This window comes from Amycolatopsis endophytica (assembly GCF_013410405.1).
In the GTDB taxonomy this organism is placed as follows: Bacteria; Actinomycetota; Actinomycetes; order Mycobacteriales; family Pseudonocardiaceae; genus Amycolatopsis_E; species Amycolatopsis_E endophytica.
In genome coordinates this window covers 4,273,118-4,299,520 of sequence record NZ_JACCFK010000001.1, presented here as the reverse complement: position 1 = coordinate 4,299,520, position 26,403 = coordinate 4,273,118, and the positions used below count along the sequence as shown (strand labels likewise).

The window sequence follows — 26,403 nt, the reverse complement described above, 5'->3', positions numbered from 1 at the left end:
GCCGACGGTGGTCACGGGCTCACGCTCCCTTCGCAGGCACGACGCGTAGGTAGATCACGCTGATCACGAAGTTCACGAAGAACAGCAGCAGGAACGTGATCACGACGGACTGGTTGACGACGTCGCCGACGCCCTTCGCGCCGCCCTTCGGGTTGAGACCGCGGTAGGAGGCGACGAGCCCGGCGAGGAACCCGAAGATCACCGCCTTGACCTCGCCCACCCACAGGTCGGGCAGCTGGGCCAGCGCGGAGAAGCTGGACAGGAACGCACCCGGCGTGCCGCCCTGCACCAGCACGTTGAACACGTAGCCGCCGGTGACGCCGACGAAGCTGACCATCCCGTTGAGCAGGATGGCGACGGCCATCGCGGCGAGCACCCGCGGCACCACGAGCCGCTGGATCGGCGAGACGCCCAGCACCTCCATGGCGTCGATCTCCTCGCGGATGGTGCGCGATCCGAGTTCCGCGCAGATCGCGCTGCCGCCCGCGCCGGCGACGACGAGGGTGGTGACGATCGGGCTCGCCTGCTGGATCACGGCGAGCACGCTGGCCGCGCCGTTGAACGATTCGGCGCCGAGCTGGCTGGTCAGTCCGCCGAGCTGGAGTGTGATGACGGCGCCGAAGGGGATGCTCACGAGCGCGGCGGGCAGGATGGACACGCTGGCCACGAACCAGAACTGCTGCACGAACTCGCGGAACTGGAAGGGCCGCTTGAACATCGCGACGACGATGTCCAGCGCCAGGCCGAAGAGCTTGCCGAACTCGCCGACGGCGTTGCGGGCGGCGGTCACCGGGGCGGTCATCAGCCGATCCCCTGCGCGGTCAGCGTGGTGCGCATGGTGTTGCCGGGGCCGGAGATCAGGCCCGTCAGCAGCGGGTCGAGGTCCTCGGTCACACCGCATCCGGTGAACGGCGGGATCTCGTAGGACGACTCGATGGTCGACTGGCTGCCCGGCACCAGCGAGGTCTGCCCCTTCATCGGGATCACCAGCGGCGACACCGTGCGGCAGTTCTCCCCCACCGCGAGGGGCACGCCGTCCTGCTTCACGTTGCTCACCAACAGGTTCACGCGAACCGTCATGTCGATCGTCGGGGTGAACAGACCGCCGCTGATGTCCGCGGTGCCGGTCGCCTTCTCCGCCTGCGGCAGGCGCACGTCACTGGTGACCGGCATGAACCGGAAGGCCACGAAGTAGCTTTCCGATTTCGGCAGGTTCAGGTCGCCCTCGATCCGGATCGTGTTCGGCACGTCCCCGGTGAACAGGCCCGCGTCGAACGTGCCCTGTTGCAGCACCAGGTCCGAGCCCATCTTCGCGATGCGCGAAGTTCCGTCCACGAGGAACTTCGCCGTCAGCAGCGGTGTGTCCTCCACCGCGGCGGCGATCTCGGTCGCGTCCGGCACCGACGGCACGGGGGACGCCGTCGGTGCCGACACACGCACCTGCGCGAGCTCCCCGTTCGCGGCGGGATCGGTGGTGCATCCCAGGTCCGCGTTCAGCGTCTCGCCGTGCACGACGAGCCGGGGCGCGAGCGAGGTGAGGGAGACCGTCACCGGACCGGCGCCTGCCACGATCGGCGGAACGTGGCCCGGCAGCGTGATCCGCAGCTCGCCGTCGGCAGGGAGCGGGATCTCCGATGTGGACAGTCCGGTGACGGTCAGCTTCTGGGTGCCCCGCGGCTGCGCGACGCTCAGCTCCACGGCGGCCGACGCGTCGACCGTGGCACCGCCGGAGTCACGCAGCGCGTCGACCGCATCGGGGGGCACGACGAACGTGACGGCCGCGTCCGTGACGGGCACGTTCGCGCCCTGCGCCACGGTTTCGCCGAAGGTCGCCCGGAACGAAACGGGGACGCCGACCGAGCCGCCCGCCTGGCACGTGCTCGTGCCGGCGCGGGTCGCCGCCGTGGCGACGGCCGCGGTCGCGGGCACCAGGGCGGCGGCCGCGAGGGCCAGTCCCAGCGCGGCGACAGCGGCGCGACGTGACCGGGCTTGCGTCATGAACGGTTTCCTGCCTGAGGTTTCTCCGCAGTGGACCGCGAGGACGTTACCGGCGGGTCAACCAGCGTCACAACGCTTGCGTTCGATCTTTCGCAACCGTGTGTTTTCTTGTCACGCAACGACGAAATATCGTCCGGTCACCTGTCACGGGGCGGCGCGGCCGGCCCACTCGTCCTCCAGCAGCACCCGCTTGATGACCTTGCCCGTCGGCGTGCGGGGCAGTTCGTCGACGAACACCACCTCACGCGGGACCGCGAACCGGGCGACCCGGCGCCGGAGGTAGTCGCGGACGAGATCGGGGTCGAGCCGTGCGCCCGGTTCGACCGTCACGAACGCGACGAGCCGCTGACCGAACTCGTCGTCGGGCACCCCGAGCACGGCCACGTCGGCCACGCCGGGCAGCTCGGTCAGCGCCTCCTCCACCGGGCGCGGGAACACGTTCTCCCCGCCGGACACGATCATGTCGTCGTCCCGGCCCGCGACGAACAGGCGGCCGTCCGCGTCGAGGTAGCCGCGGTCACCGGTGTCCATCAGCTCATCGCGTGTCACGCGGCTGGTCCCGTCGGTGTAGCCGTCGAACAGCAGATCGTTGCCCACGAAGATGCCGCCGACCGCGCCGGGCGGAACCGGCTCACCGGTCGGCCCGAGCACCGCGAGCCGCGTGCCCAGCGGCGGGTAGCCTGCCGTCGACGGGGCGGCGCGCAGGTCCTGCGGGGTGGCCACGGACGCCGCGGACACCTCGGTCGAGCCGTAGAAGTTGTAGAGCACGTCGCCGAAGGCGTCCATGAACTCCGTCACGAGCGAAGCGGGCAGCGCCGAACCGCTGCTGGCCACGACCCGCAGACTGCTCGTGTCGTAGCGGCGGCGCACCTGCTCGGGCAGCGCCATGATGCGCTGCAGCATCACCGGCACCGCGAACATCGTGGTGCACCGGTGTTCCTGGATCGCCCGCAGGCACGCCTCCGGGTCGAACCGCCGCTGCAGCACCAGTGTCGCGCGCAGCGGCATGCCGACCTGCAACGCGGACAGGCCCCAGCTGTGGAACAGCGGAGCCGCCATCAGCATCCGGTCCCCCGTGTGCAGCGGGATCCGCGACAGCAGCGCCACCGCGGAACCCAGCCCCTTCGGCGTCGGCCGTCGCGCGCCCTTCGGCGCACCCGTCGTTCCCGAGGTCAGCACGACGATGCGGGCGGGCCGCCGGGGCGGGCCGAACTCGGCCTCCGGCGCCTCCGCGATGATCTCGCCCAGCGTCGGCTGGCCAGGCGGCCCGTCGTCGGCGCCGGTGAGCACGACCGCTTTCAACGGCATCCCCGCGACCTGCTCCGCGAACTCCCCGTCGGCCACCAGTACCCGCACCGCGTGCCTGCGGATCGCGTCCCCGATCTGGGGCCGCGCGAGACCGGTGTTGAGCAGCACCGAACCCGCGCCGAGGTAGGCGCACGCGAGCAACGTCTTCACCATCGCGCTGTGGTTGCGCGCCATGACCGCGACCGTGCCGCCGGGGCCGACGCCGACCGTCCGCAACGACGCCGCGAGCCGGTTCGCCTCGGCCCGCAGCCCGGCGAAGGTCGTCTCCGTCCCGTCCTCGTCGATCACCGCGATCCCGCGCGGTGACCGGGCCGCGGCGGCGGTGTACCCGCCGGCCAGCGTCGCGCCCCACTGCGCCAATGCGCGCAGCTGCCGCACCACGCGGTCGGGCCGCGCGGGGGTCAGGATCCCGGCCGCGATCAGGGTGTTGGCGATCTGCCGCGTCGACGGGGCACGGTCGGGTGGCAGCGGCGCCGCGGAGCCGGTGAGGTGACGGCGGACCCGGTCGAGCCCGTCCTGCGCCCACAGTTCGAGGTCGTTGGCCGACGGCGCGCGGCCGGGACTCGGCAGCGCGGGCCGGAAGTAGATGAACTTGAGCCGGGTGCCGCCCGCGGAGGTGTCGCTCAACCGCACCGACAGGCAGCCGCCGGTGTCCGGCACCGTCTCCAGCACGAGCTGTTCCTCCGGACGGTTGAGCAGTACCCGCATCTCGTGCCCGACCGGAGGTCCGCTCAGGGTGAGCCGGAGGCGGTAGCGGGCGTGGCGGCCGCGCGTGCCCAGCCGGTCCACCGACCCGACGCCCCGGAAGAAGCGGGGGTACAGTTCCGGCGACCCGAGCACCGTCCAGAGCGCGGCGCGCGGCTGGTCGCAAAACAGGTCGAACGTCACGCAGTCGGGCATTCGCCGGAAACTAAGCGCGGCCGTTCGGCGGGTCAACCCGCGCGCGCGTTGTTGGCACGTTCGTACACACCGGTGTTCCCATTCTTGTCACGCGGGTGAGTGTCGGCCACAACCTTGTCCCCGCCGTACGGGTCGGCCACGCGCACTCGTAGCGGCTGGTGACAACTTCCTTGGCACACAAGGAGTTTCTTCGCGCACATGTTGCCAACGCGGGAGCGCGGTGCCTACTTTACCCATCGGTAGCAACCCGTTTCCTACCAGTTCCACACGGTTTTCGTATCACTGCCGATACACCGGAGGATAGGCGTGCCAACAAGAACCAGAATGAGAAGGATGGTCGCGGCGGCGGCGTCGGCGACCGTCGCGACCGGCGCGGCGCTGACGGCCGTGCTGGCCGGGGCCGGTACCAGCTCGGCCGACCCGGTCTCGCTGACGCTGAACTACAGCTGCCCGTTCCCGCTGATCGGTACCCAGACGCTGCAGATCGTGATCAGCGCGGACATCCCGACGACCGTGAACGTCGGCGAGCCGACCCCGGCCTTCCAGGTGCAGGCCGTGGCCACCGTTCCCCCGACCGCGACGCAGGGCCTGACCCTCGTCGGGGCGGCGACGGTGGAGGGTTCCGCCGCGGCGAACTCGACGGTCACCGCACCGGAGGCCACCATCCCGGTGACCGTGCCCGCGACGATCCCCGTGACCCCGGTGCCGGCCTCGGGCTCGTTCGACACCGTCGCCACCGGTGACGCGCCGTCGCTGACCTTCACGCAGGCCGGGCAGGCGGAGATCACGGTGGGCGACATCCTGCTGACGCTGCACCCGAAGCGCGCCGACGGCACCGACACCGGCCTCGGCGTCTTCGATTCGCAGTGCACGCAGGTCGCCGGCCAGGACAACGTGCTGGCGAACATCACCATCAACGGTGGCAGTGAGCCGACGGAGACGACGGAACCGACGACCACCGAGCCGACGGAACCGACGGAGACGACCGAGCCGACGACCACGGAACCGACCGAACCCACGGACACGACCACCACCGAGCCGACCACCACCACGACCAATCCGCCGACCGGCATCGACTACGGCTATGCCCTCGAAGGCGATTCGGTGATCAAGAAGCTCGGCGCGACGGCACCGCTGTCCGGCGGGATCGACGCGAACCTCGACCTGGCGACCGGGAACTTCACCGCCGACCTGCAACTGGACCCGACCAGCCTGCAGGCCAAGCTGTTCGGCTTCATCCCGGTCACCGCGAACGTCGACTTCGCGCAGGAGGGCCAGACGACCGGCACCCTGTCCGGTGGTGTGCTCAGCTCCACCAGCCACACCACCATCAAGCTGCCCACCGTCAAGCTCTTCGGCTTCCCGATCAGCGAGTCGCCGCAGTGCCGGACCTCGGAGCCCTCGGAGATCAACCTGACCTCCGGTCCCGGGTTCGACCCGCTGGCGGGCGGTGACCTGTCGGGCACCTACGACATCGCCGAACTGCAGGACTGCGGCCCGCTGACCGGCCTGATCAGCCCGCTGGCCACCGGTCCCGGCAACACCATCGACGTCAGCCTGTCGCCGAAGGAGCAGTGACCCCCTCCAGACGAACGGCCCTGCCCCTCCGCCGGGGGGCAGGGCCGTTCCCTGTTTTCGGGTTCACTGACGGGCCGCCCAGAAAGCGCAGTGGTGGATGGCCGCGAAATCCTCCTGCATCGCGGCACCACCGGGCAGCAGGGCGCGGACCTGTTCGTGCACCGGGTCGTAGCGCGGCCAGCCCGCGGTGGGCGCGCCGGTGCGGACGAAGGACGTCCAATCGGCCACCATCTCCGCCGACAGCCGCCGCTGGCCCTCGTCGAAGGAGCCGCCGTCGCCGAAGAGGTAGGACAGTTCGAGGCTGTGCGCGGCGCCCAGCGGGAACGGGGTGCTGGACAGCGAATCCGGCACCGGCGCCTGCGGGTCGTCGAACTCGTAGGCGTACACCGGCCCGGTCCGGGACAGCGAATCCGCCATGTCCCTGGCCGTGCAGGCGAAGAAGGCGTCGGTGAGCGCCGCCGCCAGCGCGCGCGGCGCCGAGTCGTCGTGCGCCGCCAGCGGGTACTCCGCGGACACCTCCGGGGCCCGCGCCCCGAACACCTCCGCCAGCGACGACGGGTAGTCCGCGGCGGTCACCGTCTTCCCGGTGGCCGCGTACTGCTGGGCCAGGAACAGCGTGAACTCGTCCCTGGTCACCCCGAGCAGCACCGGAACCCGTGTCGCCGCACCGGTTTCCATGGCGTCCAGCGGGTTCGCGGGCAGCAGCGCGCCGCCGGTCACCGGCCCCGCGACCGGCACCCCGGCGAGGTCGTAGTACCGCGGTGCGGTGAGCAGTGCCGCGAACGGCAGGTCACGCAGGCATTCCGCCACGGCGGCCGGATCGCCACAGCCGAGGTTCGCCGCGTACGCGGTACTGGCCGCCACCGCGGCCCCGGCGCTCGCGTGTGCCTGACACGGTCCACTTTGGATGATCGCGGCACGGAACAGCCCCGCCGAGCCGGGTGCGACGAGGTGGTCGCACACCGACATCGCGCCGGCGGACTCGCCGGCGAGCGTGACCCGCGCCGGATCGCCCCCGAACGCGGCGATGTTGTCGCGCACCCACTGCAGCGCCGCCTGCTGGTCGAGCAGCCCGAAATTACCGGCCCCGCCCTCGTGCGCGAGCGCGGGGTGCGCCAGCCAGCCCAGCGCACCGAGGCGGTAGTTGAGGGTGACCACCACCAGGTCCCCGCGCGTGGCCAGTTCCCGCGCGTCGTACTCGTCGCCGCTGCCGCCGAGGAACGCGCCACCGTGCAGCCAGACCAGCACGGGACGTCCTCCGCCCGCGGCGGCGGGCGTGGTGACGTTGAGGAACAGGCAGTCCTCGCTGCCCTTCGCGCCCGGCTGGGGGCAGCGCGCGCCCGGCGCGGTCGCGTCCCGCACCCCGCTCCACGCCCGCACCGGCTGCGGCGGCCGCCACCGCAGGTCACCGACCGGCGCCGCGGCGTACGGAATTCCCTCGAAAAGCCGGGCACCCGCACCGGCGCTGCCACGGACCCGTCCGTCGCTCAGGGACACGACGTCCGCGGACGCAACGGGCTCGGGCGCGGGCGCACCGCAGGCCACGAGCACGAAGGCGAGCAGGAGAACGCAGCGCTTCACGGGCGGGCCGGTCTCGTCGTCACCGGGGCAGCCTAGACCGTGCGCGCCCGGGGTCGGTTATGGACTCCGGCGACGGTCGGTAAATGTTTCACCGACCGCGCCCGGAAATGGTACGACAGTCATTTCCACACCGCGTCCATCCACATCCGGACGTGACACATTCAGCGGTTATTCACCACCACGACGAGCTGTTACGACATTCGGCCGAACGTCGTTCATCGTGGGTGAAGTGCAGGGTTGACAAGGTCGGTCGGCTGTTGTTTTCTCCTCTCACCGATCACTTGGGGACGCTAATCACCGCATCCCGTTTCGCCGCGATCCCGCGCGGAAACGGGACAGCACACGAATCTGAGCGGACTGGAAGAAATGGATACTGCGGGCTCCGGGCAGGGCCGGCACAGCGAGGGAGCCTGGCACCCGCGTGGCTGGAGCCTGCGCACGAAGATCTCGGTCGTGCTGCTGCTGCCGGTGGTGGTCGCGCTGGCGCTGGCCGGTACGCGCGTCCGGGCGGAACTGGCCGAGGCGAGCAAACTGAGCGCGGTGCGCGACCAGCTGCCGGCGCTGCAGTCGACCCTGGACCTCGCCGGGCTCGTCGAGGAAGAGATGGTGCTGGCCGCGTCCTCGCCGGGCAGTGCCGAGCTGAGCAGGCAGATCGCCGCGGTCGACTCGAAGACGGCGAGCGTGCAGCAGGCCGCCCAGTTCGCGAAGCTGCCCTCCGCCACCTCGCGCACACTCGACACCGTGCTCGGACGGCTCGCCGGTCTGCGGATGGCCGGCGTCGCGACCGGGTCCGCGACGGTCGCGATGACCGCCGGGTACCACGACATCGCGGTGGACCTGAGCCGGATCCTGCCCGAGGCCATCGCGGCGGCGGGCAGCAGCCAGATGGACACCACCGCCGCCACCGCCGGTTCGCTCATGCAGCTGCGCACCACCCGCGCGGTGGAAGAGGCGCTGATCCGCTCGGCCGGCGACTCCGCCAACGACACCGTGCTCGCCGCGTCCGCCCGTGCCGCCGCCGAGGAAGGCGTGCTGGGCAGCCAGGTCGAGCGCGGACTGCCGCAGGGTTCGCTCGGCCGGTTCCGGTCCATCACGGCCAGCAACAGCGACCGGCAGGCCACCCTGCAGGACGCGCTGACCACCGGGAACACCAGCAGGCTGACGGCACTGCTCACCCCGCTGGCGACCGAGTCCGCCGCGTTGTCCGACGTGCTCGCCGGGCTCGTCCTCGACCTGTCCGCCACGGTCACCGAGCGCACCGACGAATCCCGTGCCGACGCTTTGCGCGACACCGCGCTGGTGCTCGGCGCGCTGCTCGGCGCGCTCGCCATCGCGCTGCTCGTCGCACGCTCACTGGTCACCCCGGTGCGGCGCCTGCACGCCGCCGCGCTCACGGCCGCGAACCGCGAACTGCCGGAGACCATCGAGAAGGTCCGCGCGGGCGAACCCGTGTCGTGGGAGTCGATCGAACCGGTCCCGGTCGACGGCGACGAGGAGATCGGGCAGCTGGCGCGGGCCTTCGGGGACATGCACCGGCAGGCGGTGCGCCTGGCCGCCGACCAGGCCGAGCTGCGGCGCCAGGTCAGTGAGATGTTCATGACGCTGGCCCGGCGCAACCAGTCGCTGGTCGAACAGCAGCTCACGCTCATCGAGGACCTCGAAGCCGACGAACGCGACCCGCAGCGCCTGGAGGAGCTGTTCCGCCTCGACCACATGGCGACCCGCCTGCGCCGCAACGGCGAGAACCTCCAGGTCCTCGCCGGCGGCAGCCCGGCCCGCCGCGACCACGGCCCGGTCTCCACCGCCGAACTGCTGCGCGCCGCGACCTCCGAGGTCAAGGACTACCGCCGGGTCGCCATTGCCAACGCCCCCAACGGTTCCCTGCGCTCGCACGCGGCCAGCGACGTCATGCACATCCTCGCCGAGCTGCTGGAGAACGCCATCCGGTTCTCCCCGCCCGAGCAGAAGGTCGTGCTCACCGCCGACCGCGGCGCCGACGGCGGGCTCCTGGTCGAGGTGGTGGACAGCGGACTGGGCATGCAGCCGGACGACCTGGCCGCCGCCAACGCCCGCCTGGCTTCCGGGGACACGGTCAGCCCGGAGACCACCCGCCGCATGGGCCTGTTCGTGGTCGGCCGCCTGGCCGCGCCCCTCGGCGTCACCGTGCGGCTGCGCCCCACCCACCCGGGCACGAAGCACAGCGGGATCACCGCCAGCGTGCACGTGCCCGGATCGCTGGTGCTGGCCGACGGGGTCGCCGCCCCGCAACCCGCGATGGTCCCCCGCGAGCCGGTTCCGGCGCAGGCCCGCCCCGCGCCCGAACCCGTGCGCACGCCCATCTTCGACGGAGTCGTGTCCGGCTGGTTCACCGAAGCGCCCTCGCCCGACTTCCGCAGCCCTGTCGACGAAACCTGGCGGGCCGCCGAAATCGCGACCGAACAGCCGGTCGCGGTGCCGGTCACCAGCGCCGGGCTGCCCACGCGGCGTCCCGGTGCTCAACTCGCGCCGGGCGCGGCACTGCCGCGGCGTCCCGCGGCGCCCGAACCCGCCGATTTCCGCGATCCGAACGCGGTCCGGAACAACCTGGCCAGGCACTACAACGGAATGCGAGCCGCCCGCGCGCGCACGGGGAACGGGAACGGGCAGGCAGCTGAGGGGAAGGCGGAACCACGATGACCGAAGAGCACGGCCCGGGCTGGCTGGTGCAGGCGTTCACCCAGGAGGTCGCCGGTGTCGCGCACGCCGCGCTGGTGTCCGCCGACGGGCTGCTGGTCGCCGCGAACGAGAGCCTGCCCAAGGACCGGGCCGACCAGCTCTCCGCGATCGCCTCCGGTCTCGCGAGCCTCGCCGTGGGCACGGCGGAACTGTTCACCGCCGGCCGCGTGGTGCAGTCCGTCATCGAGATGGAGGACGGGTTCCTGCTCCTGATGAGCGTCGGGGACGGGTCGAACCTGGTCGTGCTCGCCAGCCCCGGCTGCGACATCGGTCTGGTCGGCTACGAGATGACGCTCCTGGTCGACCGTGTCGGCCGCATGGTCGAGACACCGGCGCGCCAGGTCGCGTACCGGGCCAGGCCGTGAGTGAGCCCGACCTGAACGGGGTACGGCAGGCGAACTCCCGCTCGCCGTCCCTGGCCCGTCCCTACGCCTGGACCGAGGGGCGCACGCAACCCGCGGTGGAGATGGCCATCGAAGCACTGGTCCAGACCACACCGGACGGCCGGACCCTGCCCTACAACCGCGCGAGCGCGCCGTCGGTGGTGACGCAGCTGTGCCTGCGGCCGCGGTCGGTCGCCGAGATCGCGGCGCACCTGGGCGTCCCGCTGGGCGTGGCGAAGGTGATCGTGAGCGACCTGCTCGGCACCGGGCTGGTGACCGTGCGGGACACCCTCGGTGACAACGCCACCTGGGACGAACGACACGACCTCCTGGAAAGGGTCCTGAGTGGACTACGCACGCTCTGAGACGCTCAACCGCATCACCTCGGCGAAGATCGTGGTGGCGGGTGGCTTCGGCGTCGGCAAGACGACGTTCGTCGGGTCGATCTCCGAGATCATCCCGCTGCGCACCGAAGCCGTGATGACCGCCGCCTCGGTCGGTGTCGACGAGGTCGGCGGGATCCCCGGCAAGGCGGCGACCACGGTCGCCATGGACTTCGGCCGCATCACACTGGCCCGGGACCTGGTGCTGTACCTGTTCGGCACGCCGGGCCAGCACCGGTTCTGGTTCATGTGGGACGACCTCGTCAAGGGCGCGATCGGCGCGGTGGTGCTGGTCGACACGCGGCGGCTGGCCGACTGCTTCCCCGCGATCGACTTCTTCGAGACCCGCCGCCTGCCGTTCGTGGTGGCGCTCAACGAGTTCCCCGGCGCGCGCCGCCATTCGTCCGCAGCTGTGCGGGAAGCGCTCTCGGTGGCGCCCGAGGTCCCGATCGTCCACTGCGACGCCCGCTCCACCGAATCGACCAAGCAGACGTTGATCACCACGAGCGAGCACGCCATGTCCCAGCTGCGCGCGCGGCTGCGCCGCCAGAGGAGTGTCCGATGAACCACGTGCACCACTTCGAAATGGGGACCTGGGTCATGGCCCTGGCCTACCTGACCTCGGTCGCCGGGTGCGCGCTCGGCCTGGCCTGCACGCTCCAGGCGCGCACCGCGGTCACCTCGCGCGCCCGCATGGCGTGGCTGGCACTGGCGGCGGTATCGATCGGTGGTGTCGGCATCTGGGTCATGCACTTCATCGCGATGCTCGGCTTCGCCACGCCCGGCATGCCGGTGCGCTACGACATCCCGCGCACGATCCTGTCCGCCGTGCTGGCGGTCGTCGCGGTGTTCGCCGGGCTGCTGGTCTTCGGTGTGCGGGAACGGTTCCAGTGGTGGCGGCTGCTGCTGGCCGGGCTGCTCACCGGGATCGCGGTGAACGTCATGCACTACACCGGGATGTGGGCGGTGCAGATCAAGGGCACGATCGGTTACCAGTCCGGCCTGGTGGCGCTGTCCGTCGCGATCGCCGTGGTGGCGGCGACCGCGGCGCTCTGGTTCACCGCCACGCTGGACAAGCTGCAGTGGCGGCTGCTGGCGGGGCTCGTGATGGGCGCGGCGGTCACCGGTATGCACTACACCGGTATGGCCGCGGTGCGGGTGCAGGTCGACGTGACGGCCCCGGATCCGTCCGGCAGCGAGGTGTTCTCGTTCCTGTTCCCGGTGTTCGTGCTCGCCGCGATCGCGCTGGCCGTGCCGGTCTGCGCGGTACTGATGGCACAGGCCCCACCGGAACCGCCCGCGGACGAGGTCGGGACGGACGAGGAGCCGCGCGTGTTCGCGGGCTCGTCCCCGGGGCCCGCCTGAGCGCGGAACCGGAACGGGCGCGCGCGCGTCGGACTCACCATGACGCAACCGCAGACCGCTACGCCCGTTCGCCGCTGGCGAGTTCCCGTCGTCGCACTGGTGGCGGGGCTCGTCATCGGCGGCGGAGCGGTGGGGCTGACCTGGCTGGGTTCCACACCGGCCCGCTCGGACGTGGCGACGGCGTGCGAGATCGTCGGCAGGACGACCACCCTCGACCCGGCGACCGACTACGCGCAGTACCTCCGCTGGGGCGCGGCCGCCCAGCTCGCCAAGGCCGCCGCCGAGCAGGACCCGAGCCGCCAGGCCCTCGCCGACGCGCTCGACAAGCCGGTACTGGTCGTGCAGAGCACCTTCGCCGCGGACGGCCCCGAGTTCGAGACGGCGCTGAGCGAGGCCAAAGCCGCCTGCGCCGCCCTGTGACGGCATGAGTCTCCGCTCCCCGGAGGTGGGGCTGGCACCAGGGACGAAATGGGGGTTCGCACTGATGCGCACCGCGCCCGGCGGAGGCATCGTGGGGACATGACGACGACAACGACGACAACCCTGACGAGGTCCCGCCACGACCGTGTGATCGCCGGGGTGTGCGCCGGCCTCGCCCGGCGGGTGGGCTGGCAGCCCCGCACCATGCGCTGGCTGTTCGTGCTGTCCTGCCTGCTGCCCGGCCCGCAGTTCCTCGTCTACCTGGTGCTGTGGGTCATCATCCCGAAGGAACGCCGCTGAGCCGATCGGCGGCGGACGCTGCGGCAAACGGGCAGATATCACCCGAACGGGTTTGAAGTTCCCGACAAGGGCCATTCCTTCGTATGGCCAGAACGGGAACATACCGGGGACGCGGCACCGCCGTCGGAGTGGTCACCGGGATCGGGGCGCTCTTCGCGCTCGTCGAGGCGATCTACATCGTCCTGGTCCTGGCGGGCGCCAACGCGGCGAACGCCTTCTTCCGGTTCATCGATTCGATCGCGCAACCGCTCGCGTTGTTCTTCCCCGGATTGTTCCCGGTGGGGAACCCGGACCTGAACGTACTCGTCAACTACGGGCTGGCGGCGGTCTTCTGGCTCGTCGTGACCGGACTCATCGCACGCCTGCTCCGCTGACGCGGGTTTCCTCCCGCCGTCAGGAACGCGCGGCGGCGAGGAATTCGCGGATCAGGCCGTGGTCTTTCGTCCCCCGCGTGGATTCCACACCGCTGGAGACGTCGAGACCCCAGGGGCGCACGGCCTCGACCGCCTCGCTGACGGTGTCCGGCCGCAGTCCGCCGGCGAGCAGCCACCGGCCGGTCTGCCCGCGCAGCGCGGACCAGCTCCACTGCTCACCCGATCCGGCGCGCGGCGAGTCGAGGATCAGCATGTCCTCGCCGAACGCGCCGACCTCGACCGGCTCACCGTCGGTCGAGGTGGCCCGCACCAACCGGATGCCCAGGCCGGCGAGCGCGCCGAAGTCATCGGCGGTGTACCCGCGGCCGTGCAGCTGGACCGCGCCCAGCCCGGTCTTGACCGCGACGTCGCGCACCTCGGCGACGGGCATGCCCAGGAACACCCCGACGGTGAGCACCTCCGGCGGCACCAAGGACACCAGGCGCGCGGTTTCCTCAGCGGTGATCTGCCGCGGGCTGGCGGTCAGCACGAACCCGACCGCGTCGGCCCCGGCCGTCACCGCGCACTCCACATCGGCCTCGGTGCGCAGGCCGCAGATCTTCACGAACACCACACCAGGGTAGGCGCCGCCTCCGTCTACACTGCCGCCGTGCCCATGATCGGTGCGCCGTTACGCGGGCTGGCCAGGCGGTACGCGGTGTCGCGCCGGACCCACGACGGCCTGCTGGCACGGCACGCGGCCCTCGAAGCCGAGCTGGCGGCCTACCGCACGTGGGTGCCGCCGGGCCACTTCTACTCGCCCCAGCCCGATCCGGCCCAGGTCGTGGCCCGGTCCGCGGAGCTGTTCGACCCCAGCCGCGACCCGCTGGGCATCGACCTGCGCGAAGACGAACAGCTCGCCCTGCTCCCGGTGCTCGCCGAGCTGCTCACGGATCACCCTGTTCCCGCGGAGCGGTCACCGGAGTACCGCTACTTCCCGGACAACCCCGAGTACTCCTGGTCCGACGCCCTGGTCCTGCACGCGATGTTGCGGCACCTGCGCCCGCGGCGGTTCGTGGAGATCGGCTCCGGCCACTCCTCGGCGATGACGCTGAACACCGTGGAACACTGGCTGGACGGCTCGGTCGACCTGACGTTCGTCGAGCCGTACCCGCAGCGGCTGGAGTCGGTGCTGCGCCCAGGCGATGCACAGCGCGTGACCGTGCACGAGCAGCCGGTGCAGGACGTGCCGCTGGACCCGTTCCTCGCGCTGGAATCCGGCGACGTGCTGTTCATCGACTCCACCCACGTGGTGAAGGCGGGTTCCGACGTCAACCACCTGTTCTTCGAGGTGCTGCCCCGGCTCGCCGACGGCGTCTGGATCCACCTGCACGACGTGTTCTTCCCGTTCGAGTACCCGCTCGACTGGGTCACCGAGGGGCGCGCCTGGCAGGAGGTCTACCTGCTGCGCGCGTTCCTCATGGACAACCCGCGTTTCGAAATCCGGTGGTTCCAGCGGTACCTGTGGGCGCGGCACCGCGAGCGTCTGGAAACGGCGGTTCCGGACATGGCGCGCAACCCGGGGGGCAACATCTGGCTGCGCAAGACCTCCGGTTACGGAACAGGAGCGCCGGGTATCCGCGCGCTATGAGCGACGGCAGCGACGACCACTTCGCCCGCCTCGACCACGTCACGGAGGCGCTGGAGGATCTGTGCGTCCAGGCGGCGGGCCAGTCTCTGGAGGACGCCGTGCGGGGCATCGCCGAGGGCGCCGTCGCGACCCTTCCGGACGCCGACGCCGCCACCATCACCGCGCTCGACGACAACGGTCTGCCGTACCTGCTCGCGACCACCGACCAACGGGTCGTGGGCATCGACGAGGACCAGTACAAGACCCACCGCGGGCCCTGTGTCGAGGCTGCTACCCGTCGGCACCCCGTGCGCGCCGTCATCGGCGAGCACGAAGAGGAGTGGCCGGAGTTCACCGCGTCGGCGAAGGCGGCCGGGGTCAACACCTACCTGTCCGTGCCGCTGCTGGTACCCGGCGGTCCCGCCGACGGTGATGACGAGGTCGTGGGCGGACTCGACATGTACAGCTTCACCGCGCGGGCCTTCGACCCCTACGACGAGCAGATGATGCGCCTGTTCGTCACCGCCGCGTGCGACGCCTTCGCCAACGCCCGCCGCTGGGAGGCGACCAACCGCAAGATCGGCCAGCTGGAGACGGCGCTGACCTCGCGGGCGGACATCGACCAGGCGAAGGGTGTGCTGATGGCGATCCACGGCTGCACCGCGGATGAGGCGTTCGCCCGGCTGGTCGAAGAATCGCAGCGGACGAACACCAAACTCGCCGTGGTGGCCCGGAAACTGCTCGATTCCCTGCGGCGCTGACACGGAAAAGGCGCGCCACGGAAACGGGTTTCCGTGGCGCGCCCGAGGCGGTCGTGCTCAGCCGATCGGCAGCTTGCCGGTCACCGGCGAGAGGGGGTTACCGCCGGTGAGCGGGGACAGCGCGCTTTCCCCGCCGGTCACGGCGGTGAGCGGGCTGGGCGTGCCACCCGCGCCCATCAGGCCGTTGAGAGTCATGCCGACGGCCTTGAGCTGCGGAAGCGAAGCGTCCGCGTGCGCGGCGCCCGTCGCCGACAGGACCGCCGAGGCGGCCGCGAGACCGACGAGACCAGCACGAAGTGTGCGCGACACTGGGGGTTTCCTTCCCTCGGGAAATGCTTCTTCGAACGAGACGCCGAAACTTAGCCATTTCCGCTGGGAAAAGCACGGACCTCGCCACCCGTCCGAGTGGTTACCGCCGAAAATACATTCCATCGAGGCATTCCGGCTTGCGGTCCGGGGAGTCACTTCCCGTAGTCGTGCTTCTCCGCGATCTCGCCGTCCTTTCGCCGCACGACGTGGGTGACGCCTCGTTTGCGGGCCAGTTCACGCCCCTGGGCCTGGGCTTCGGCCTTCTTCTCGCCGGTGCTGGACGCGCGGCTGTTGCCGACCACCTGGTTCTTCCACCGGCCATCGGCGTAGTAGGTCTCGACGTCGCCCTCCGCCGGACGCGTTCCGTCGGCGTGGGTGGCGTAGAGGGCGGGGTCGGGTTCGGGTGCGGTGCCGGGGCCGCCGAGGGCTTCGGGGTCCATGAGGTATTCGATGCGGTCTTCTCCGGTGGCCCAGCCGCCTTTGTTGCCGTCGGGTCCGTCGGAGAGGTGCCAGATGGTGTTGTTGTGGGTCTGGTCTTCCACGTCGAACAGGTCGTTGGGGGCGATGTCGGATTCCAGGCCGTCGGCCTGGAGTTCTTCGATGGCGCGCAGCCACTGTTTCTGGTGCACGGTGTCGCGGGCGAGGTTGAACTTGAGCATGTCCTTCACGCCCGGATCGTCGGTCATGTTGTACAGCCGGGCGGTCTGCAACCGGCCCTGCGCCTCGGCGGCGGCGTTGGCCCGGAAATCGGCCAGCAGGTTACCGGAGGCCACGATGTACTTACCGTTCCACGGGGTGCCGTTGGAATCGGCCGGTACCGCCCCACCGCCGCTGACGATCGCCTGCTGCGGGTCCATCCCGCCCAGCACCGCCGCCATCACCGGATCCTTCGCCGCCTCGGCCGTCGCGGTGGCCGGAGCACCCTCGAGCAGGCGGGCGACCATGGTGGCCAGCATTTCGACGTGACCGATCTCCTCGGTCGCGGTGTCCATGATCAGATCCTTGTACTTGCCCTCGATACGACAGTTCCAGCCCTGGAACAGGTACTGCATCGTCACCGTCATCTCACCGTAGGCACCCCCGATCAACTCCTGCAGCTTGCGCGCGTACAACGGATCCGGCCCCGCCGGCTTCGCCTCGAACTGCAACATCTTCGTATGACGGAACACGGGCCCCTCCCTCGCCGGTGACGATGACGAGGAAGGGCTTTCCCACTTCCGTGCGGTTCAACCCTCAGCCCAGCAGGCCGGGCCGCTCCCAGTCCTGGCCCAGCACGTGCTGCGCGAGGAACGCGAACACCGTGGAGTACCAGACCTTCGCGTGGTGCGGGGTGAGGATCCAGTGGTTCTCGTCCGGGAAGTAGAGGAACTTGTGCGGCGTCGAGCCGTCCTCTCCCGCCGAGCGGGACACCAGGTCCCACCACAGCCGCAGTCCCTCGCCGACCGGGACGCGGTAGTCCTTGTCGCCGTGGATCACGAGCATCGGGCTGGTGATGTCGTCGGCGAAGCGGTGCGGCGAGTTCGCCTCGGCCATCTCCGGGGTCAGCTCGCGGCGCCAGTAGTAGGTCGCGTCGGTCGTCGGCCCGAACTGGTCCAGCGCCCACAGCGAGGCGTGCGTGACGATCGCCTTGAAGCGGCCGGTGTGCCCGGCTACCCAGTTGGCCATGTAGCCGCCGAACGAGCCGCCCATCGCCGCGGTCCGCGTCGCGTCGACGCCCGGGTGCCGCTCCGCCTCGTCGGCGACCGCCATCAGGTCGGTGTAGGGCTCGGCGCCCCACGCGCCCCAGCCGCGTGCGATGAAGTCGCGTCCGTACCCGGTCGAGATCCCGGGGTCGGGCAGCACGACCGCGTACCCCTTGGCGACGGCGAGCCACGGGTTCCAGCGCCACTGCCACGCGTTCCACGAACCGAGCGGTCCACCGTGGATCCACAACAGCAGCGGCGCCTGCGCGTCCGGGCCGGCGTCCTTCGGCAGCGCCAGCCACGCTCGCAGCGGGGTGCCGTCCTCTGCGGTGGTGAGGACTTCTTCGAGGCGTCCGGGGATCTCGGCGTCCAGACCGAGGGCCTCGGCCGGACCGGGCAGTGGCACGAAGCCGGAGCCGTCGAGCGGGACGCGCACCGGCGCCGGCGGGTGGTCGACGGCGGAACGCAGCGCGTAGACCTGCTGCCCGTCGGGCGAGACGCGCGGGTCGCTGTAGGCGCCGTCGTCCGCGGTCAGCCGCCGGACGTCCCCGCTTGTGGCGTCGACCAGCCACAGCGGCGACCGGCCGAGGTCGTCGGCCGCGACGACGAACGCCGAGCCGTCGGGCAGCCACCGCGCCGGGTGCGGCCAGCGGTCCCAGTCCCTGGTGACCGGCCGCGGGTCGCCGCCGGTGAGCGGGACCAGCGACATCCAGTAGTCGCCCGGGTCGTGCGGGGTGGAGCGCTGGTAGACGGCGATCGCGACCTGCGTGCCGTCGGGCGAGATCCGGGGCGTCTCGTACTCGTGGTCGGCATCGTCGGCGAGGACCCGGCGCTGCCCGCTGGCCACGTCGATCGCGACGACCGTCGACCGCTGCGAGCCACCCGCCTCGGGCACCATCCAGGTGGTGACGACGGTGCGGCCGTCGGGCGAGAGGTCCCAGGACGCCTCGTCGTCCAGCGCCCGCCCGCAGTGGCCGGTCAGATCCCGCAGCGCGAGACGGTCCTCCCCGTCCGGGACACCGTCGGCGGCGACCAGCCGGGTGCGGTCCGGGCCGAGGTCGTGGTCCCAGAAGCGCACCGGGTAACCCTCGTGCAGGATCGCGGAGACCCCGGCGTCCTTGCGGCTCTTGCGGACCTCGGCGTCGTGGTCGAGGTCCGTCGCCGACGGCATCATCGGCGCCCCCGCCACGACGGTCCCGGCCTCCGCGGCGACGACGACGTTGCGCACGCCCCCGGCCGGAGCCGCCACGACACGCGCGTCCCCGCCGCCCGCGGGCTGGAGCCACAGCGCGCTCTTCGGCGCATCCTCACCGTCAGCAGCGGAATCCGGCCGGGCCGAGACGAACAGCAGGTCACCACCAGGGGTGAAGGCGGCACCGGACTCCCCCTCGGCACTGCGGGTCAACCGCCGCGCCACCCGCTCGCCCGCCGGGTCCACCTCCCAGAGCGCCGTGGTGTACCGGTTCTTCTTCTCATCGGGCGTCGCCACACCGACGACGAGACGACGGCCGTCGGGGGAAAGCACCAGACCGGACAGTCGCGGCAGACGGACGTAGGCGCCGAGGTCGGAGAAGGCATCGCTGATCATTTCGCCTTCTTACCACCGTCACCCGGCCTCGGTGGCCGTTTCGCCCGCGGTTGGCCGGGCTCACTGGCCGTAGAGCCGGTCGTCCCCCTGCCGCGGGCGGGAGCGCCACCGGCACCGAGGGAAAAGCCCGCCACCGCTCACTTCCCGGCACGAGCTGCTTCGCCGGTCCTGTCGCGGCGCCGGGCGCGGCCACCCGGCTTGTACACCGACAGCAGCACCGCGATCAGCAGGCAGGCGGGCGACACGATCGGCGGGAAGATCAGGTTCGGCTCCGCCCCGGGCACTCCCGCCAGCAACGACTGCCCGTAGACCGCCGCCTCGTCGAGGCCCGGCCGCAGTGCCACCAGTCCCAGCACGGTCAGCACGATGTTGAGCGCCAGTTTCGCGGCGACCCACCAGTACCGCACCAAGCCGTACTTCGTGCCCAGCCCGAGCGCGACGCCGCTGCCGAGGCACACCAGGCCGGTCACCAGCAGCGGCCACACCGCGAACACCCGCAGCGCCTGATAGCACACGGCGGCCAGCGACGGGTCGCTGGCCAGCAGCGCCGTGAACACCAGCACCGCCAGCACCACGTCGATACCGATCCACGCGCCCGCGGACACGATGTGCGTCGCCAGCCAGGCCTTGCGTCCCCGCGCCCTCAGTTTCATGCGCCCCACTGTCGCGGAGCGGGCCGCGTCGCGGCATCCGCCGGGAAGCGCGGCCTGGACCTACGCCGAGGTGCGTAGGTTCAGCCGAGCTTGCGGCCGAACAACAGCTTCCACGGCATGAGCGCCGACTCCAGCTGCACCGCCAGGCTCATTTTCGACACACCGTCGGCGCGCTCTTCGAACCGGATGGGGATTTCGGCGATCCGCAGCCCCTGCTTGACCGTGCGGTGGTTCATCTCGACCTGGAACGCGTACCCGTTGCTGCGGATCGTGGCGATGTCGATGCGCCGCAACGTCTCCGCGCGCCACGCCTTGAACCCGGCGGTCGCGTCCTTCACGTGCAGCCGCAGGATCGCGTTGACGTAGAAGTTCGCCCACGCCGACAGCGCCTTGCGGTGCCAGCCCCACTCCCCGGCCAGCGATCCGCCCGCCACGTAGCGGGAACCGAGCACGACGGCGGCGTCCGAGGTGGACAGTACGTCGATCATCCGCGGGACCGCCTCGGCCGGATGGGACAGGTCGGCATCCATCTGGATGACGATGTCGGCGTCCTCGTCCAGCGCGCGGGTGATCCCGGCGATGTAGGCGCGGCCGAGTCCGTCCTTTTCGGTCCGGTGCAGCACGCCGATGCGGCCGGGGTCCTCGGTCGCGAGCTTGTCGGCGATGTCGCCGGTGCCGTCCGGCGAGTTGTCGTCCACCACGAGCACGTGCAGATCGGGCAGGCCGAGGTCGGTGAGCTGGCCGACGAGACGGGGCAGGTTGTCCCGCTCGTTGTAGGTCGGGACGACGACCGTGACCTTCGGGGAGCTCTCTCCCATGATCAAATCCTTCGTGCGCGGTGGAGGTTCGGCACGAACGGTATCGCACCCGGTTTCGCACCTCGTCCGGGTAACGGGGACACCGTTTCCGGGCACGTCCGGCGGGTACGGACAACCACGGGCGACGCCGGACGTCTGACGGGAAGGTACCGCGAGAGGGAGGGGGAGCATGCGGAACAGTCGCGGGCCGCTGCTGGCCCTCGTCCTCGCCGTCGTGGTGGCCGTGGCCGTCGTGGGAGGGCTCGTGCTCGCGGGCAAGCCGAAGCCGCGTCCGGGGTGCACGGTCACCGCTTCGGACGGCGAGAGTTACGGCCTCACCGTCGAACAGGCGCGCAACTCCGCCACGATCGCCGCCGTGGGACGGCGCCTCGGCATGCCCGACCACGCCGTGACCGTCGCCCTCGCCACCGCGATGCAGGAGTCCGGGCTGCGGAACCTGCCCGGCGGTGACCGTGACTCGGCGGGACTGTTCCAGCAGCGGCCGAGCCAGGGCTGGGGCACCTACGAGCAGGTGACCGACCCGCTGTACGCGGCGGCGGCATTCTACGAGCGGCTCCGTGACCAGCCGGGCTGGGCGGAGCTGACGGTCACCCAGGCCGCGCAGCTCGTCCAGCGCTCGGCGCTGCCGGAAGCCTACGCGCGGTGGGAACCGGAGGCACGAGCCGCGGCCGTGGCGCTGACCGGCGGCAACGAAGGCGGTCTGACCTGCGAAAACCTGACCGTGGACGCGCCGGGGACGGATATCGTCCCGGTCGCGAACGCCGAACTGGGCACCGCGGTGCTGAGTGGCCCGCACGAAACGGCCGAGGGCTGGGCGTTCGCCACCTGGCTGGTCGCGAACGCCACCCGGTTCGGATTGGACGGCGTCACCTTCGACGGCGTGACCTGGACCGCCGATTCAGGCGCCTGGACCGGCAGCGGCCCCCGCGACGGCGTGCTCAGCCTCCACCGGGCAGGCACCGGGTAGCGCGCTTCCCCACGCCGCTTCGGTGGGGTTCAACGCTACCGCCGAGCGAGCACCCCGAACATCGTGACGGACATGTGGAAGTCGCCGCGCGCGGCGCCCTCGGCGAGATCGGCGAGCAACCGGTGGCCCTGCTCCTGGCTGATCTCGCCCGTTCCGGTCGCGTTCTCGATCAGCATCGGCAGCATCGTGTCCCGGACCGATTCGTACTCCGAGATCAGCGCCTGCGACCCGTGGTCGGCGACCGTCAGGCCCGCTCCGCTCAGCCAGCCGGCGAGCTTGCGTCCCGCGGCCGCGTCGGCACTGCGGGTGACCATGCCGCGCAGCATCGCCGCCACGGTCTCCGGATCCCCGGGGTGCAGGATGCTGGTCGCCCAGTCGGTGTCGACCAGCACGACGCGACCGCCAGGGCGCACCACCCGCGCGATCTCGGTGACCGCCGCGACCGGATCGGTCAGGTGCTGGAAGACGCGCTCGCACAGCACGGCGTCGAAACTCGCGTCGGCGAACGGGATCGCGTGGACGTCGCCGGGCACGAACCTCGCCGCCGACCCGGCGGTCCGCGCGCGGTCCGATGCCAGAGCGAGCATTTCCTCGTTCCGGTCCAGCCCGACGGCCTCGCCGTCTCCTCCGGCGGCCGCGGCCAGCACCTGGACCTCGGACCCGGTGCCGCAGCCGATCTCCAGCACCCGCTCCCCCGCCCGGACGGCCAGCGCGTCGTGCGCCCACGCCCGCAGCCGCCGCACACCCGGCGTCGAAGCTTGCGCGTCGAGGACCCCGGCCAGGTAGGTGATGACGGCGGGGTCGACGTTGCCGGACCGGAACGAAGTCTGGGAGTCCACCACGGACGCGATGCTAGCGCCGGCGCGGTCAGTGGTGGTACCGGTGAACGACCGCGTGCCCCTTACCGCGCGAGATCATCCACTTGTTGACCGGAGTGGTCAGCACGAACGCCACCGCCAGCGATCCGGCCAGAGCGGCCCAGAACAGCCAGTTGCCCAGGCCCGCGTCCATCGCCCCGGGGATGGTCACGACGACCACGTTGTCGACGATCTCCATCACCGCGATCGACACGGTGTCGGCGGCCAGCGCGACCTTCAGCGCACCGCGCAACGGAACACCGGCCCGCAGCACGCCGCGCATGGTGAGCGCGTAGCCGAAGACGAAGGCCAGCGCGACGGCGAGCACCACCGTGGCGAAGTTGCCCAGCCCGAACGCGGTGCCGACGACCATGCCGAGCACTTCCCCGATGGCGCAGCCGGTGAGGCAGTGCAGTGTGGCCTGTGCGGCGGTCGCCCAGCTCGCTGTTTCCACTCCGGCCCTCACCTCCGGGCGGCGCGCGCCGACTGGGCGATCACCGCGACCACGGCCAAGCCCGCGACGGCGAACCCGTAGACGACGGCCGTCAGCCGCAGCCCGGCCGAGTTGGCCGCGAACCCGGCGATGACAGCGGGAACGCTGAACGACAGGTAGGAGAGCACGTAGACGACGGCGAACAGTTCCCCGCGTTCGGCCGGCGCCGCGAGCCGGGCCAGCGTGCCGAAGCTCGCCAGAGCCGAGGCGCCGAAACCGACGCCGGCGACGACTGTCCCGGCCACCGCCACCGCGATGAGGTCACCCACCATGCCCACGAGTGTGACGCCCATCCCGGCCGCCAGCAGCACGGCGCCGGTCTGCAGCACCGTCCCGACCGGCGCGGAGCGCAGCACGAGCGAGGTCAGCGCACCCGTACCACACAGCAGGGTGACGACGAGCCCGCCGACGAGGTGGTTGGTCAGCCCGAACAGCCCGGCCGCCACCGACGGCCCGAGCGAAAGGTAGAGCCCGCCGAGTGCCCAGCTGGAGATCAGGATCGGCACCAGGGCGAACAGATCGGGCCGCAACCGCGCCGGAACACCGAGCCGCGGCGTCAGTGAAGCCAGCGCGCCGGGACGACGGGCCGAGGTCTCCGGGAGACCGGCGGTCAGCGCCAGCGCGACGACCATCCCGGCGAGCAGGAGCGCGTAGACCAGGTGCGTCGGGGCGGGTGCGAACTGGACGAGCGCGCCGCAGCCCAGCGCGCCCAGCGCGAGCCCGCTGGTGGGCGCGACGCTGCTGATCACTCCGGCACGACCGGGAGCGTGCGGCGGGTTGAGGTCGACGAGGGTCGCGCCGAGCACCGACATCGCCGCACCCGTCGCGATGCCCTGCACGAGCCGCGCGGCGAAGAGCGCGCCGACATCACCGGCCACGAGGAACAACACGAGCGAGACGGCCTCACCCACGATCGCGGCGGCCAGCACCGGCCTTCGCCCGACATGGTCCGACAGCGCGCCGACGACCAGCAGTGACACGATCAGGCCCAGGACGTACACCGCGAAGACGACGGTGAGCGTCATCGACGAGAAACCCCACGCCTGCTGGTAGACGACGTAGAGCGGGGACGGCACGCTCGACGCCGCCATGAACAGCACGAAGATCACCGCGACCGCCGTGAACGCGACCGGATGCGGCAGGCGCCGGGTTCTCGGACGGGCCGGCTCAGCGGCGACGACGGGGGAACCGGACATCAGCACTCCTCAAAAGCAAAGATCAATGCGTTAACACGACGATAGCGCAAACGCAGCGATCGATGCGATAATTTCTCCATGTCCGCCGCAACAACGTCAACCCGTCCCGGTGGCCGGTCCGCACGGGTGCGCGCCGCCGTGCACCGCGCCGTCGAAGAGTTCCTCGCCGACAACCCCGCCGAGGGGCTGACCCTGCCCCTGATCGCCACACGCGCGGGCGTGCACCCCACCACGCTGTACCGGCGATGGGGGTCGGTCGCGGACCTGATGGCCGACGTCGCGAGCAGCCGGTTCAGCGGGGACATCGTCGTGCCGGACACCGGCTCCCTGCGCGAAGACCTGCGACGGTGGGCGTCCGACGTGGCGACCGACCTGGCCGACCCGGACACCCTCGCCGTGATCCGCGCGTCGATCGGCTCCAGCGCGGAGGGCGGCTGCGCCTGCACCGCGGACCGGCACGACCAGCTCACGGCCATGCTCGACCGGGAACGCGCCCGCGGCGGCGCCGCACCGGAAACCCCGCACGCCGCGGACATGCTGCTCGGACCGCTCTACTACCGGGCCATCTTCACGGACGAGCCCGCCGATCCCGGCTGGACCGGGCAACTGGTCGACACCCTGCTCAAATAGGGGTTGCACACCCTTACCTGACCGAGTAACTTTTTACTCATGCAGGTAATCAAGGATGTGCAGCCCGATCTGGGCCTGAGCGTCACCGAGGAGGCGCGGCGGGCGCAGATCATCGCGGCGACCATGGCCACGATGTCGGAACTGGGGTACCGCAAGACGTCCTACGCGCGGATCAAGGAGCGGGCCGGGCTGAGCAGCACGCGGCTCATCGGCTACCACTTCGGCACGAAGGCCGCGCTGATCCAGGCGGTCGTCACCACGGCGATGAGCATCAGGGACCGCTACCTGGAGGACCGCGCCGGCGACACCACCGACCGCGTGGAGATGCTGCGCGCGACGATCGAAACGGAGGTCACGTTCGTTCGCGACCACCCCGAATGCGTCCGGGTGCTGCGCGAGGTGGCCGCGAACGCCGACGACACGGACGGCTGGCCCGTCGCCGCCCCCCTCCTGAGCGGCTTCCGGACGGGCCGCATCGAGCGACTGCTGACGCAGGGCCAGAAGGAGGGCACCTTCGGCGACTTCGCACCGGAGATCGCGGCCCGCACGATCGCCCAGAGCATCGACGGCGCGATCCAGGCCCACGCCGAAAACCCCGGTCTGGACCTGGACACCTACGGACGCCAGCTCGCCGACTTCTTCGAACAGGCCGTCGCCGCGAAGCACTGAGAGACTCGCACCGCACGCGAGTCCCACCCTCCCGCACGCGGGTCCCACGTTCGGGCCCGCGAGTGGAGTCTCATCCCGCCACCAGAAGCCCGCGGCCACGGCAGCCCCCACTCACCCCGTGTTCCGCGTCCGCGGGCACCCTCCACGGGCCCGGCTCGCGGCCCGCGCACGAATCCGCGACCTCGCCGGAGCGAGCGTCAGGGGCGCAGCCCGGCCAGCGCCGTCTCCACCACGGTGTCCGCGAACTCTTCCGTGAGCGGCCCGCTGCGGTTCATCCACCGGACCGTGACCGGCGACCAGATCACGTCCACGGCCAGGTCGAGGTCCACATCGGACAGTTGCCCGGCCTCGACGGCCTTGCGCAGCCTGGCCTTCTTCATCTCCCGCATCGGCACGTCGAGACGCTCGGCGTAGGTCCGCGCCAGCTCGGCGTCGTGCATCATCTCCGAGTTCAGGGCCCGCATCGGCAGGTCGTAGCGCTCGTCGCGCAGCTCCGCGATCGTCGCCCGCAGCACCGCTTTCAGGTCGGCTTCCAGGTCGCCGGTGTCGGGCAGCTCCCCCGCCTCCCCCTCGGACATCATCAGAAACGCGTCGAACAACACCGCACCCTTGGACGGCCACCAGCGGTAGATCGTCTGCTTGCCGACGCCCGCCCGCGCGGCGATCCCCTCGATGCTCAGCTTCGCGTACCCGATCTCCCCCACCAGATCGAAGGCGGCGGTCAGGATCGCACGACGCGAACTCTCGTTGCGGCGACTCGAATCCGGCACCACCCGATCCTACCATCGAATGAGACGAGACGGGCCGTCTTGACGGGGCGGATGGCGAGACGCTACGGTTCGTCTCATCGACGACAGAAGGAGTTG

The 26,403-nt window shown here is 71.1% G+C and carries 28 protein-coding genes; 14 read left to right on the top strand and 14 right to left on the bottom strand.

The window, feature by feature from the left end:
* Positions 1-19: 19 nt before the first annotated feature.
* From HNR02_RS21190 to HNR02_RS21180, 3 genes are all read right to left on the bottom strand, one after another.
* The gene (locus HNR02_RS21190; RefSeq protein WP_179774871.1) at positions 20-802 is read right to left on the bottom strand and encodes an MlaE family ABC transporter permease; all 783 of its coding nucleotides are present in this window, start codon (positions 800-802) and stop codon (positions 20-22) included.
* Complete coding sequence (locus tag HNR02_RS21185; RefSeq protein ID WP_179774870.1) at positions 802-1,998, bottom strand: DUF6801 domain-containing protein; 1,197 nt, start codon at positions 1,996-1,998, stop codon at positions 802-804. Before HNR02_RS21185 ends, HNR02_RS21190 begins: the two co-directional genes overlap by 1 nt.
* 144 nt (positions 1,999-2,142) lie before the next feature.
* Positions 2,143-4,206, bottom strand: a complete 2,064-nt coding sequence (locus HNR02_RS21180) for an AMP-binding protein (protein WP_179774869.1) — start codon at positions 4,204-4,206, stop codon at positions 2,143-2,145.
* A gap of 333 nt (positions 4,207-4,539) precedes the next feature.
* Here HNR02_RS21180 and HNR02_RS21175 point away from each other — a divergent pair, with 333 nt between their 5' ends.
* Complete coding sequence (locus HNR02_RS21175; protein WP_246338609.1) at positions 4,540-5,784, top strand: DUF6801 domain-containing protein; 1,245 nt, start codon at positions 4,540-4,542, stop codon at positions 5,782-5,784.
* A gap of 63 nt (positions 5,785-5,847) precedes the next feature.
* Here HNR02_RS21175 and HNR02_RS21170 read toward each other — a convergent pair whose 3' ends face one another.
* Positions 5,848-7,365 carry a carboxylesterase/lipase family protein gene (locus tag HNR02_RS21170; protein ID WP_179774867.1) on the bottom strand — a complete coding sequence of 506 codons (1,518 nt, stop codon included), beginning with the start codon at positions 7,363-7,365 and terminating at the stop codon, positions 5,848-5,850.
* Between the two features lie 366 nt (positions 7,366-7,731).
* Between HNR02_RS21170 and HNR02_RS21165 the strand changes: the two genes are divergently transcribed.
* The 8 genes from HNR02_RS21165 to HNR02_RS21130 all read left to right on the top strand — a co-directional run bounded on the left by HNR02_RS21165 (position 7,732) and on the right by HNR02_RS21130 (position 13,305).
* On the top strand, positions 7,732-10,041 hold the full coding sequence (locus HNR02_RS21165) for a sensor histidine kinase (protein WP_246338608.1): 2,310 nt from the start codon (positions 7,732-7,734) through the stop codon (positions 10,039-10,041).
* Positions 10,038-10,445 (top strand): roadblock/LC7 domain-containing protein, encoded by a 408-nt coding sequence (locus HNR02_RS21160; RefSeq protein WP_179774866.1) that lies wholly within the window; start codon positions 10,038-10,040, stop codon positions 10,443-10,445. The genes HNR02_RS21165 and HNR02_RS21160 overlap by 4 nt, the downstream gene beginning before the upstream one ends.
* Positions 10,442-10,828 (top strand): DUF742 domain-containing protein, encoded by a 387-nt coding sequence (locus HNR02_RS21155; RefSeq protein ID WP_179774865.1) that lies wholly within the window; start codon positions 10,442-10,444, stop codon positions 10,826-10,828. Before HNR02_RS21160 ends, HNR02_RS21155 begins: the two co-directional genes overlap by 4 nt.
* Entirely contained in the window at positions 10,809-11,411 is a 603-nt protein-coding gene (locus HNR02_RS21150) for a GTP-binding protein (RefSeq protein ID WP_312861080.1), read from the top strand. Before HNR02_RS21155 ends, HNR02_RS21150 begins: the two co-directional genes overlap by 20 nt.
* Positions 11,408-12,211, top strand: coding sequence for an MHYT domain-containing protein (locus HNR02_RS21145; protein ID WP_179774864.1), 804 nt, complete (start codon positions 11,408-11,410; stop codon positions 12,209-12,211). The genes HNR02_RS21150 and HNR02_RS21145 overlap by 4 nt, the downstream gene beginning before the upstream one ends.
* 39 nt (positions 12,212-12,250) lie before the next feature.
* Entirely contained in the window at positions 12,251-12,631 is a 381-nt protein-coding gene (locus HNR02_RS21140; RefSeq protein ID WP_179774863.1) for a hypothetical protein, read from the top strand.
* 99 nt (positions 12,632-12,730) lie between these two features.
* Positions 12,731-12,931 carry a PspC domain-containing protein gene (locus tag HNR02_RS21135; RefSeq protein WP_179774862.1) on the top strand — a complete coding sequence of 67 codons (201 nt, stop codon included), beginning with the start codon at positions 12,731-12,733 and terminating at the stop codon, positions 12,929-12,931.
* 83 nt (positions 12,932-13,014) lie between these two features.
* On the top strand, positions 13,015-13,305 hold the full coding sequence (locus HNR02_RS21130; RefSeq protein ID WP_179774861.1) for a hypothetical protein: 291 nt from the start codon (positions 13,015-13,017) through the stop codon (positions 13,303-13,305).
* A 19-nt stretch (positions 13,306-13,324) separates the two neighbouring features.
* On the opposite strand, the gene HNR02_RS21125 is transcribed toward HNR02_RS21130, so the two are convergent.
* A complete protein-coding gene (locus HNR02_RS21125; protein ID WP_179774860.1) occupies positions 13,325-13,915 on the bottom strand; it encodes a phosphoribosylanthranilate isomerase in 591 nt (196 codons plus the stop codon).
* A gap of 45 nt (positions 13,916-13,960) precedes the next feature.
* Between HNR02_RS21125 and HNR02_RS21120 the strand changes: the two genes are divergently transcribed.
* Together HNR02_RS21120 and HNR02_RS21115 are read left to right on the top strand one after the other, a co-directional pair.
* Positions 13,961-14,935 (top strand): class I SAM-dependent methyltransferase, encoded by a 975-nt coding sequence (locus HNR02_RS21120; RefSeq protein WP_179776043.1) that lies wholly within the window; start codon positions 13,961-13,963, stop codon positions 14,933-14,935.
* Complete coding sequence (locus HNR02_RS21115) at positions 14,932-15,675, top strand: ANTAR domain-containing response regulator (RefSeq protein WP_179774859.1); 744 nt, start codon at positions 14,932-14,934, stop codon at positions 15,673-15,675. The genes HNR02_RS21120 and HNR02_RS21115 overlap by 4 nt, the downstream gene beginning before the upstream one ends.
* Positions 15,676-15,732: 57 nt before the next feature.
* On the opposite strand, the gene HNR02_RS21110 is transcribed toward HNR02_RS21115, so the two are convergent.
* From HNR02_RS21110 to HNR02_RS21090, 5 genes are all read right to left on the bottom strand, one after another.
* Positions 15,733-15,984 (bottom strand): hypothetical protein, encoded by a 252-nt coding sequence (locus tag HNR02_RS21110; protein WP_179774858.1) that lies wholly within the window; start codon positions 15,982-15,984, stop codon positions 15,733-15,735.
* Positions 15,985-16,136: 152 nt separating this feature from the next.
* A complete protein-coding gene (locus tag HNR02_RS21105) occupies positions 16,137-17,153 on the bottom strand; it encodes a manganese catalase (RefSeq protein WP_179774857.1) in 1,017 nt (338 codons plus the stop codon).
* Positions 17,154-17,217: 64 nt separating this feature from the next.
* Positions 17,218-19,254 carry a S9 family peptidase gene (locus tag HNR02_RS21100; RefSeq protein ID WP_179774856.1) on the bottom strand — a complete coding sequence of 679 codons (2,037 nt, stop codon included), beginning with the start codon at positions 19,252-19,254 and terminating at the stop codon, positions 17,218-17,220.
* A 137-nt stretch (positions 19,255-19,391) separates the two neighbouring features.
* Positions 19,392-19,907: a hypothetical protein gene (locus HNR02_RS21095; RefSeq protein ID WP_179774855.1), complete on the bottom strand. Its 516-nt coding sequence runs from the start codon at positions 19,905-19,907 to the stop codon at positions 19,392-19,394.
* 80 nt (positions 19,908-19,987) lie between these two features.
* Positions 19,988-20,725, bottom strand: a complete 738-nt coding sequence (locus tag HNR02_RS21090) for a polyprenol monophosphomannose synthase (protein ID WP_179774854.1) — start codon at positions 20,723-20,725, stop codon at positions 19,988-19,990.
* A gap of 169 nt (positions 20,726-20,894) precedes the next feature.
* On the opposite strand from HNR02_RS21090, the gene HNR02_RS21085 reads away from it, so the two are divergent.
* A complete protein-coding gene (locus HNR02_RS21085; protein ID WP_179774853.1) occupies positions 20,895-21,692 on the top strand; it encodes a hypothetical protein in 798 nt (265 codons plus the stop codon).
* A 35-nt stretch (positions 21,693-21,727) separates the two neighbouring features.
* On the opposite strand, the gene HNR02_RS21080 is transcribed toward HNR02_RS21085, so the two are convergent.
* From HNR02_RS21080 to HNR02_RS21070, 3 genes are read right to left on the bottom strand one after another with little or no spacing between them, the layout of a single operon-like run.
* A complete protein-coding gene (locus tag HNR02_RS21080) occupies positions 21,728-22,534 on the bottom strand; it encodes a methyltransferase domain-containing protein (RefSeq protein WP_179774852.1) in 807 nt (268 codons plus the stop codon).
* A 25-nt stretch (positions 22,535-22,559) separates the two neighbouring features.
* Positions 22,560-23,003: a DUF4396 domain-containing protein gene (locus HNR02_RS21075; RefSeq protein WP_312861079.1), complete on the bottom strand. Its 444-nt coding sequence runs from the start codon at positions 23,001-23,003 to the stop codon at positions 22,560-22,562.
* 8 nt (positions 23,004-23,011) lie between these two features.
* Positions 23,012-24,238 carry an MFS transporter gene (locus tag HNR02_RS21070; protein WP_179774850.1) on the bottom strand — a complete coding sequence of 409 codons (1,227 nt, stop codon included), beginning with the start codon at positions 24,236-24,238 and terminating at the stop codon, positions 23,012-23,014.
* A gap of 78 nt (positions 24,239-24,316) precedes the next feature.
* Between HNR02_RS21070 and HNR02_RS21065 the strand changes: the two genes are divergently transcribed.
* Both HNR02_RS21065 and HNR02_RS21060 read left to right on the top strand, forming a co-directional pair.
* Positions 24,317-24,868, top strand: coding sequence for a TetR/AcrR family transcriptional regulator (locus tag HNR02_RS21065; protein WP_179774849.1), 552 nt, complete (start codon positions 24,317-24,319; stop codon positions 24,866-24,868).
* Positions 24,869-24,907: 39 nt separating this feature from the next.
* Entirely contained in the window at positions 24,908-25,537 is a 630-nt protein-coding gene (locus tag HNR02_RS21060) for a TetR/AcrR family transcriptional regulator (protein ID WP_179774848.1), read from the top strand.
* A 197-nt stretch (positions 25,538-25,734) separates the two neighbouring features.
* On the opposite strand, the gene HNR02_RS21055 is transcribed toward HNR02_RS21060, so the two are convergent.
* Positions 25,735-26,262: a TetR/AcrR family transcriptional regulator gene (locus HNR02_RS21055; protein WP_218914082.1), complete on the bottom strand. Its 528-nt coding sequence runs from the start codon at positions 26,260-26,262 to the stop codon at positions 25,735-25,737.
* Positions 26,263-26,403 lie beyond the last annotated feature (141 nt).

What these genes read in the sequence shown, in the direction of transcription:
- HNR02_RS21070 (WP_179774850.1), bottom strand. Translation starts at nt 24,238, where the DNA reads ATGTCCGGTTCCCCCGTCGTCGCCGCTGAGCCGGCCCGTCCGAGAACC.
- HNR02_RS21175 (WP_246338609.1), top strand. Translation starts at nt 4,540, where the DNA reads ATGGTCGCGGCGGCGGCGTCGGCGACCGTCGCGACCGGCGCGGCGCTG.
- HNR02_RS21095 (WP_179774855.1), bottom strand. Translation starts at nt 19,907, where the DNA reads ATGAAACTGAGGGCGCGGGGACGCAAGGCCTGGCTGGCGACGCACATC.
- HNR02_RS21190 (WP_179774871.1), bottom strand. Translation starts at nt 802, where the DNA reads ATGACCGCCCCGGTGACCGCCGCCCGCAACGCCGTCGGCGAGTTCGGC.
- HNR02_RS21140 (WP_179774863.1), top strand. Translation starts at nt 12,251, where the DNA reads ATGACGCAACCGCAGACCGCTACGCCCGTTCGCCGCTGGCGAGTTCCC.
- HNR02_RS21180 (WP_179774869.1), bottom strand. Translation starts at nt 4,206, where the DNA reads ATGCCCGACTGCGTGACGTTCGACCTGTTTTGCGACCAGCCGCGCGCC.
- HNR02_RS21065 (WP_179774849.1), top strand. Translation starts at nt 24,317, where the DNA reads ATGTCCGCCGCAACAACGTCAACCCGTCCCGGTGGCCGGTCCGCACGG.
- HNR02_RS21130 (WP_179774861.1), top strand. Translation starts at nt 13,015, where the DNA reads ATGGCCAGAACGGGAACATACCGGGGACGCGGCACCGCCGTCGGAGTG.
- HNR02_RS21185 (WP_179774870.1), bottom strand. Translation starts at nt 1,998, where the DNA reads ATGACGCAAGCCCGGTCACGTCGCGCCGCTGTCGCCGCGCTGGGACTG.
- HNR02_RS21120 (WP_179776043.1), top strand. Translation starts at nt 13,961, where the DNA reads ATGATCGGTGCGCCGTTACGCGGGCTGGCCAGGCGGTACGCGGTGTCG.
- HNR02_RS21100 (WP_179774856.1), bottom strand. Translation starts at nt 19,254, where the DNA reads ATGATCAGCGATGCCTTCTCCGACCTCGGCGCCTACGTCCGTCTGCCG.
- HNR02_RS21135 (WP_179774862.1), top strand. Translation starts at nt 12,731, where the DNA reads ATGACGACGACAACGACGACAACCCTGACGAGGTCCCGCCACGACCGT.
- HNR02_RS21160 (WP_179774866.1), top strand. Translation starts at nt 10,038, where the DNA reads ATGACCGAAGAGCACGGCCCGGGCTGGCTGGTGCAGGCGTTCACCCAG.
- HNR02_RS21090 (WP_179774854.1), bottom strand. Translation starts at nt 20,725, where the DNA reads ATGGGAGAGAGCTCCCCGAAGGTCACGGTCGTCGTCCCGACCTACAAC.
- HNR02_RS21085 (WP_179774853.1), top strand. Translation starts at nt 20,895, where the DNA reads ATGCGGAACAGTCGCGGGCCGCTGCTGGCCCTCGTCCTCGCCGTCGTG.
- HNR02_RS21060 (WP_179774848.1), top strand. Translation starts at nt 24,908, where the DNA reads ATGCAGGTAATCAAGGATGTGCAGCCCGATCTGGGCCTGAGCGTCACC.
- HNR02_RS21115 (WP_179774859.1), top strand. Translation starts at nt 14,932, where the DNA reads ATGAGCGACGGCAGCGACGACCACTTCGCCCGCCTCGACCACGTCACG.
- HNR02_RS21165 (WP_246338608.1), top strand. Translation starts at nt 7,732, where the DNA reads ATGGATACTGCGGGCTCCGGGCAGGGCCGGCACAGCGAGGGAGCCTGG.
- HNR02_RS21145 (WP_179774864.1), top strand. Translation starts at nt 11,408, where the DNA reads ATGAACCACGTGCACCACTTCGAAATGGGGACCTGGGTCATGGCCCTG.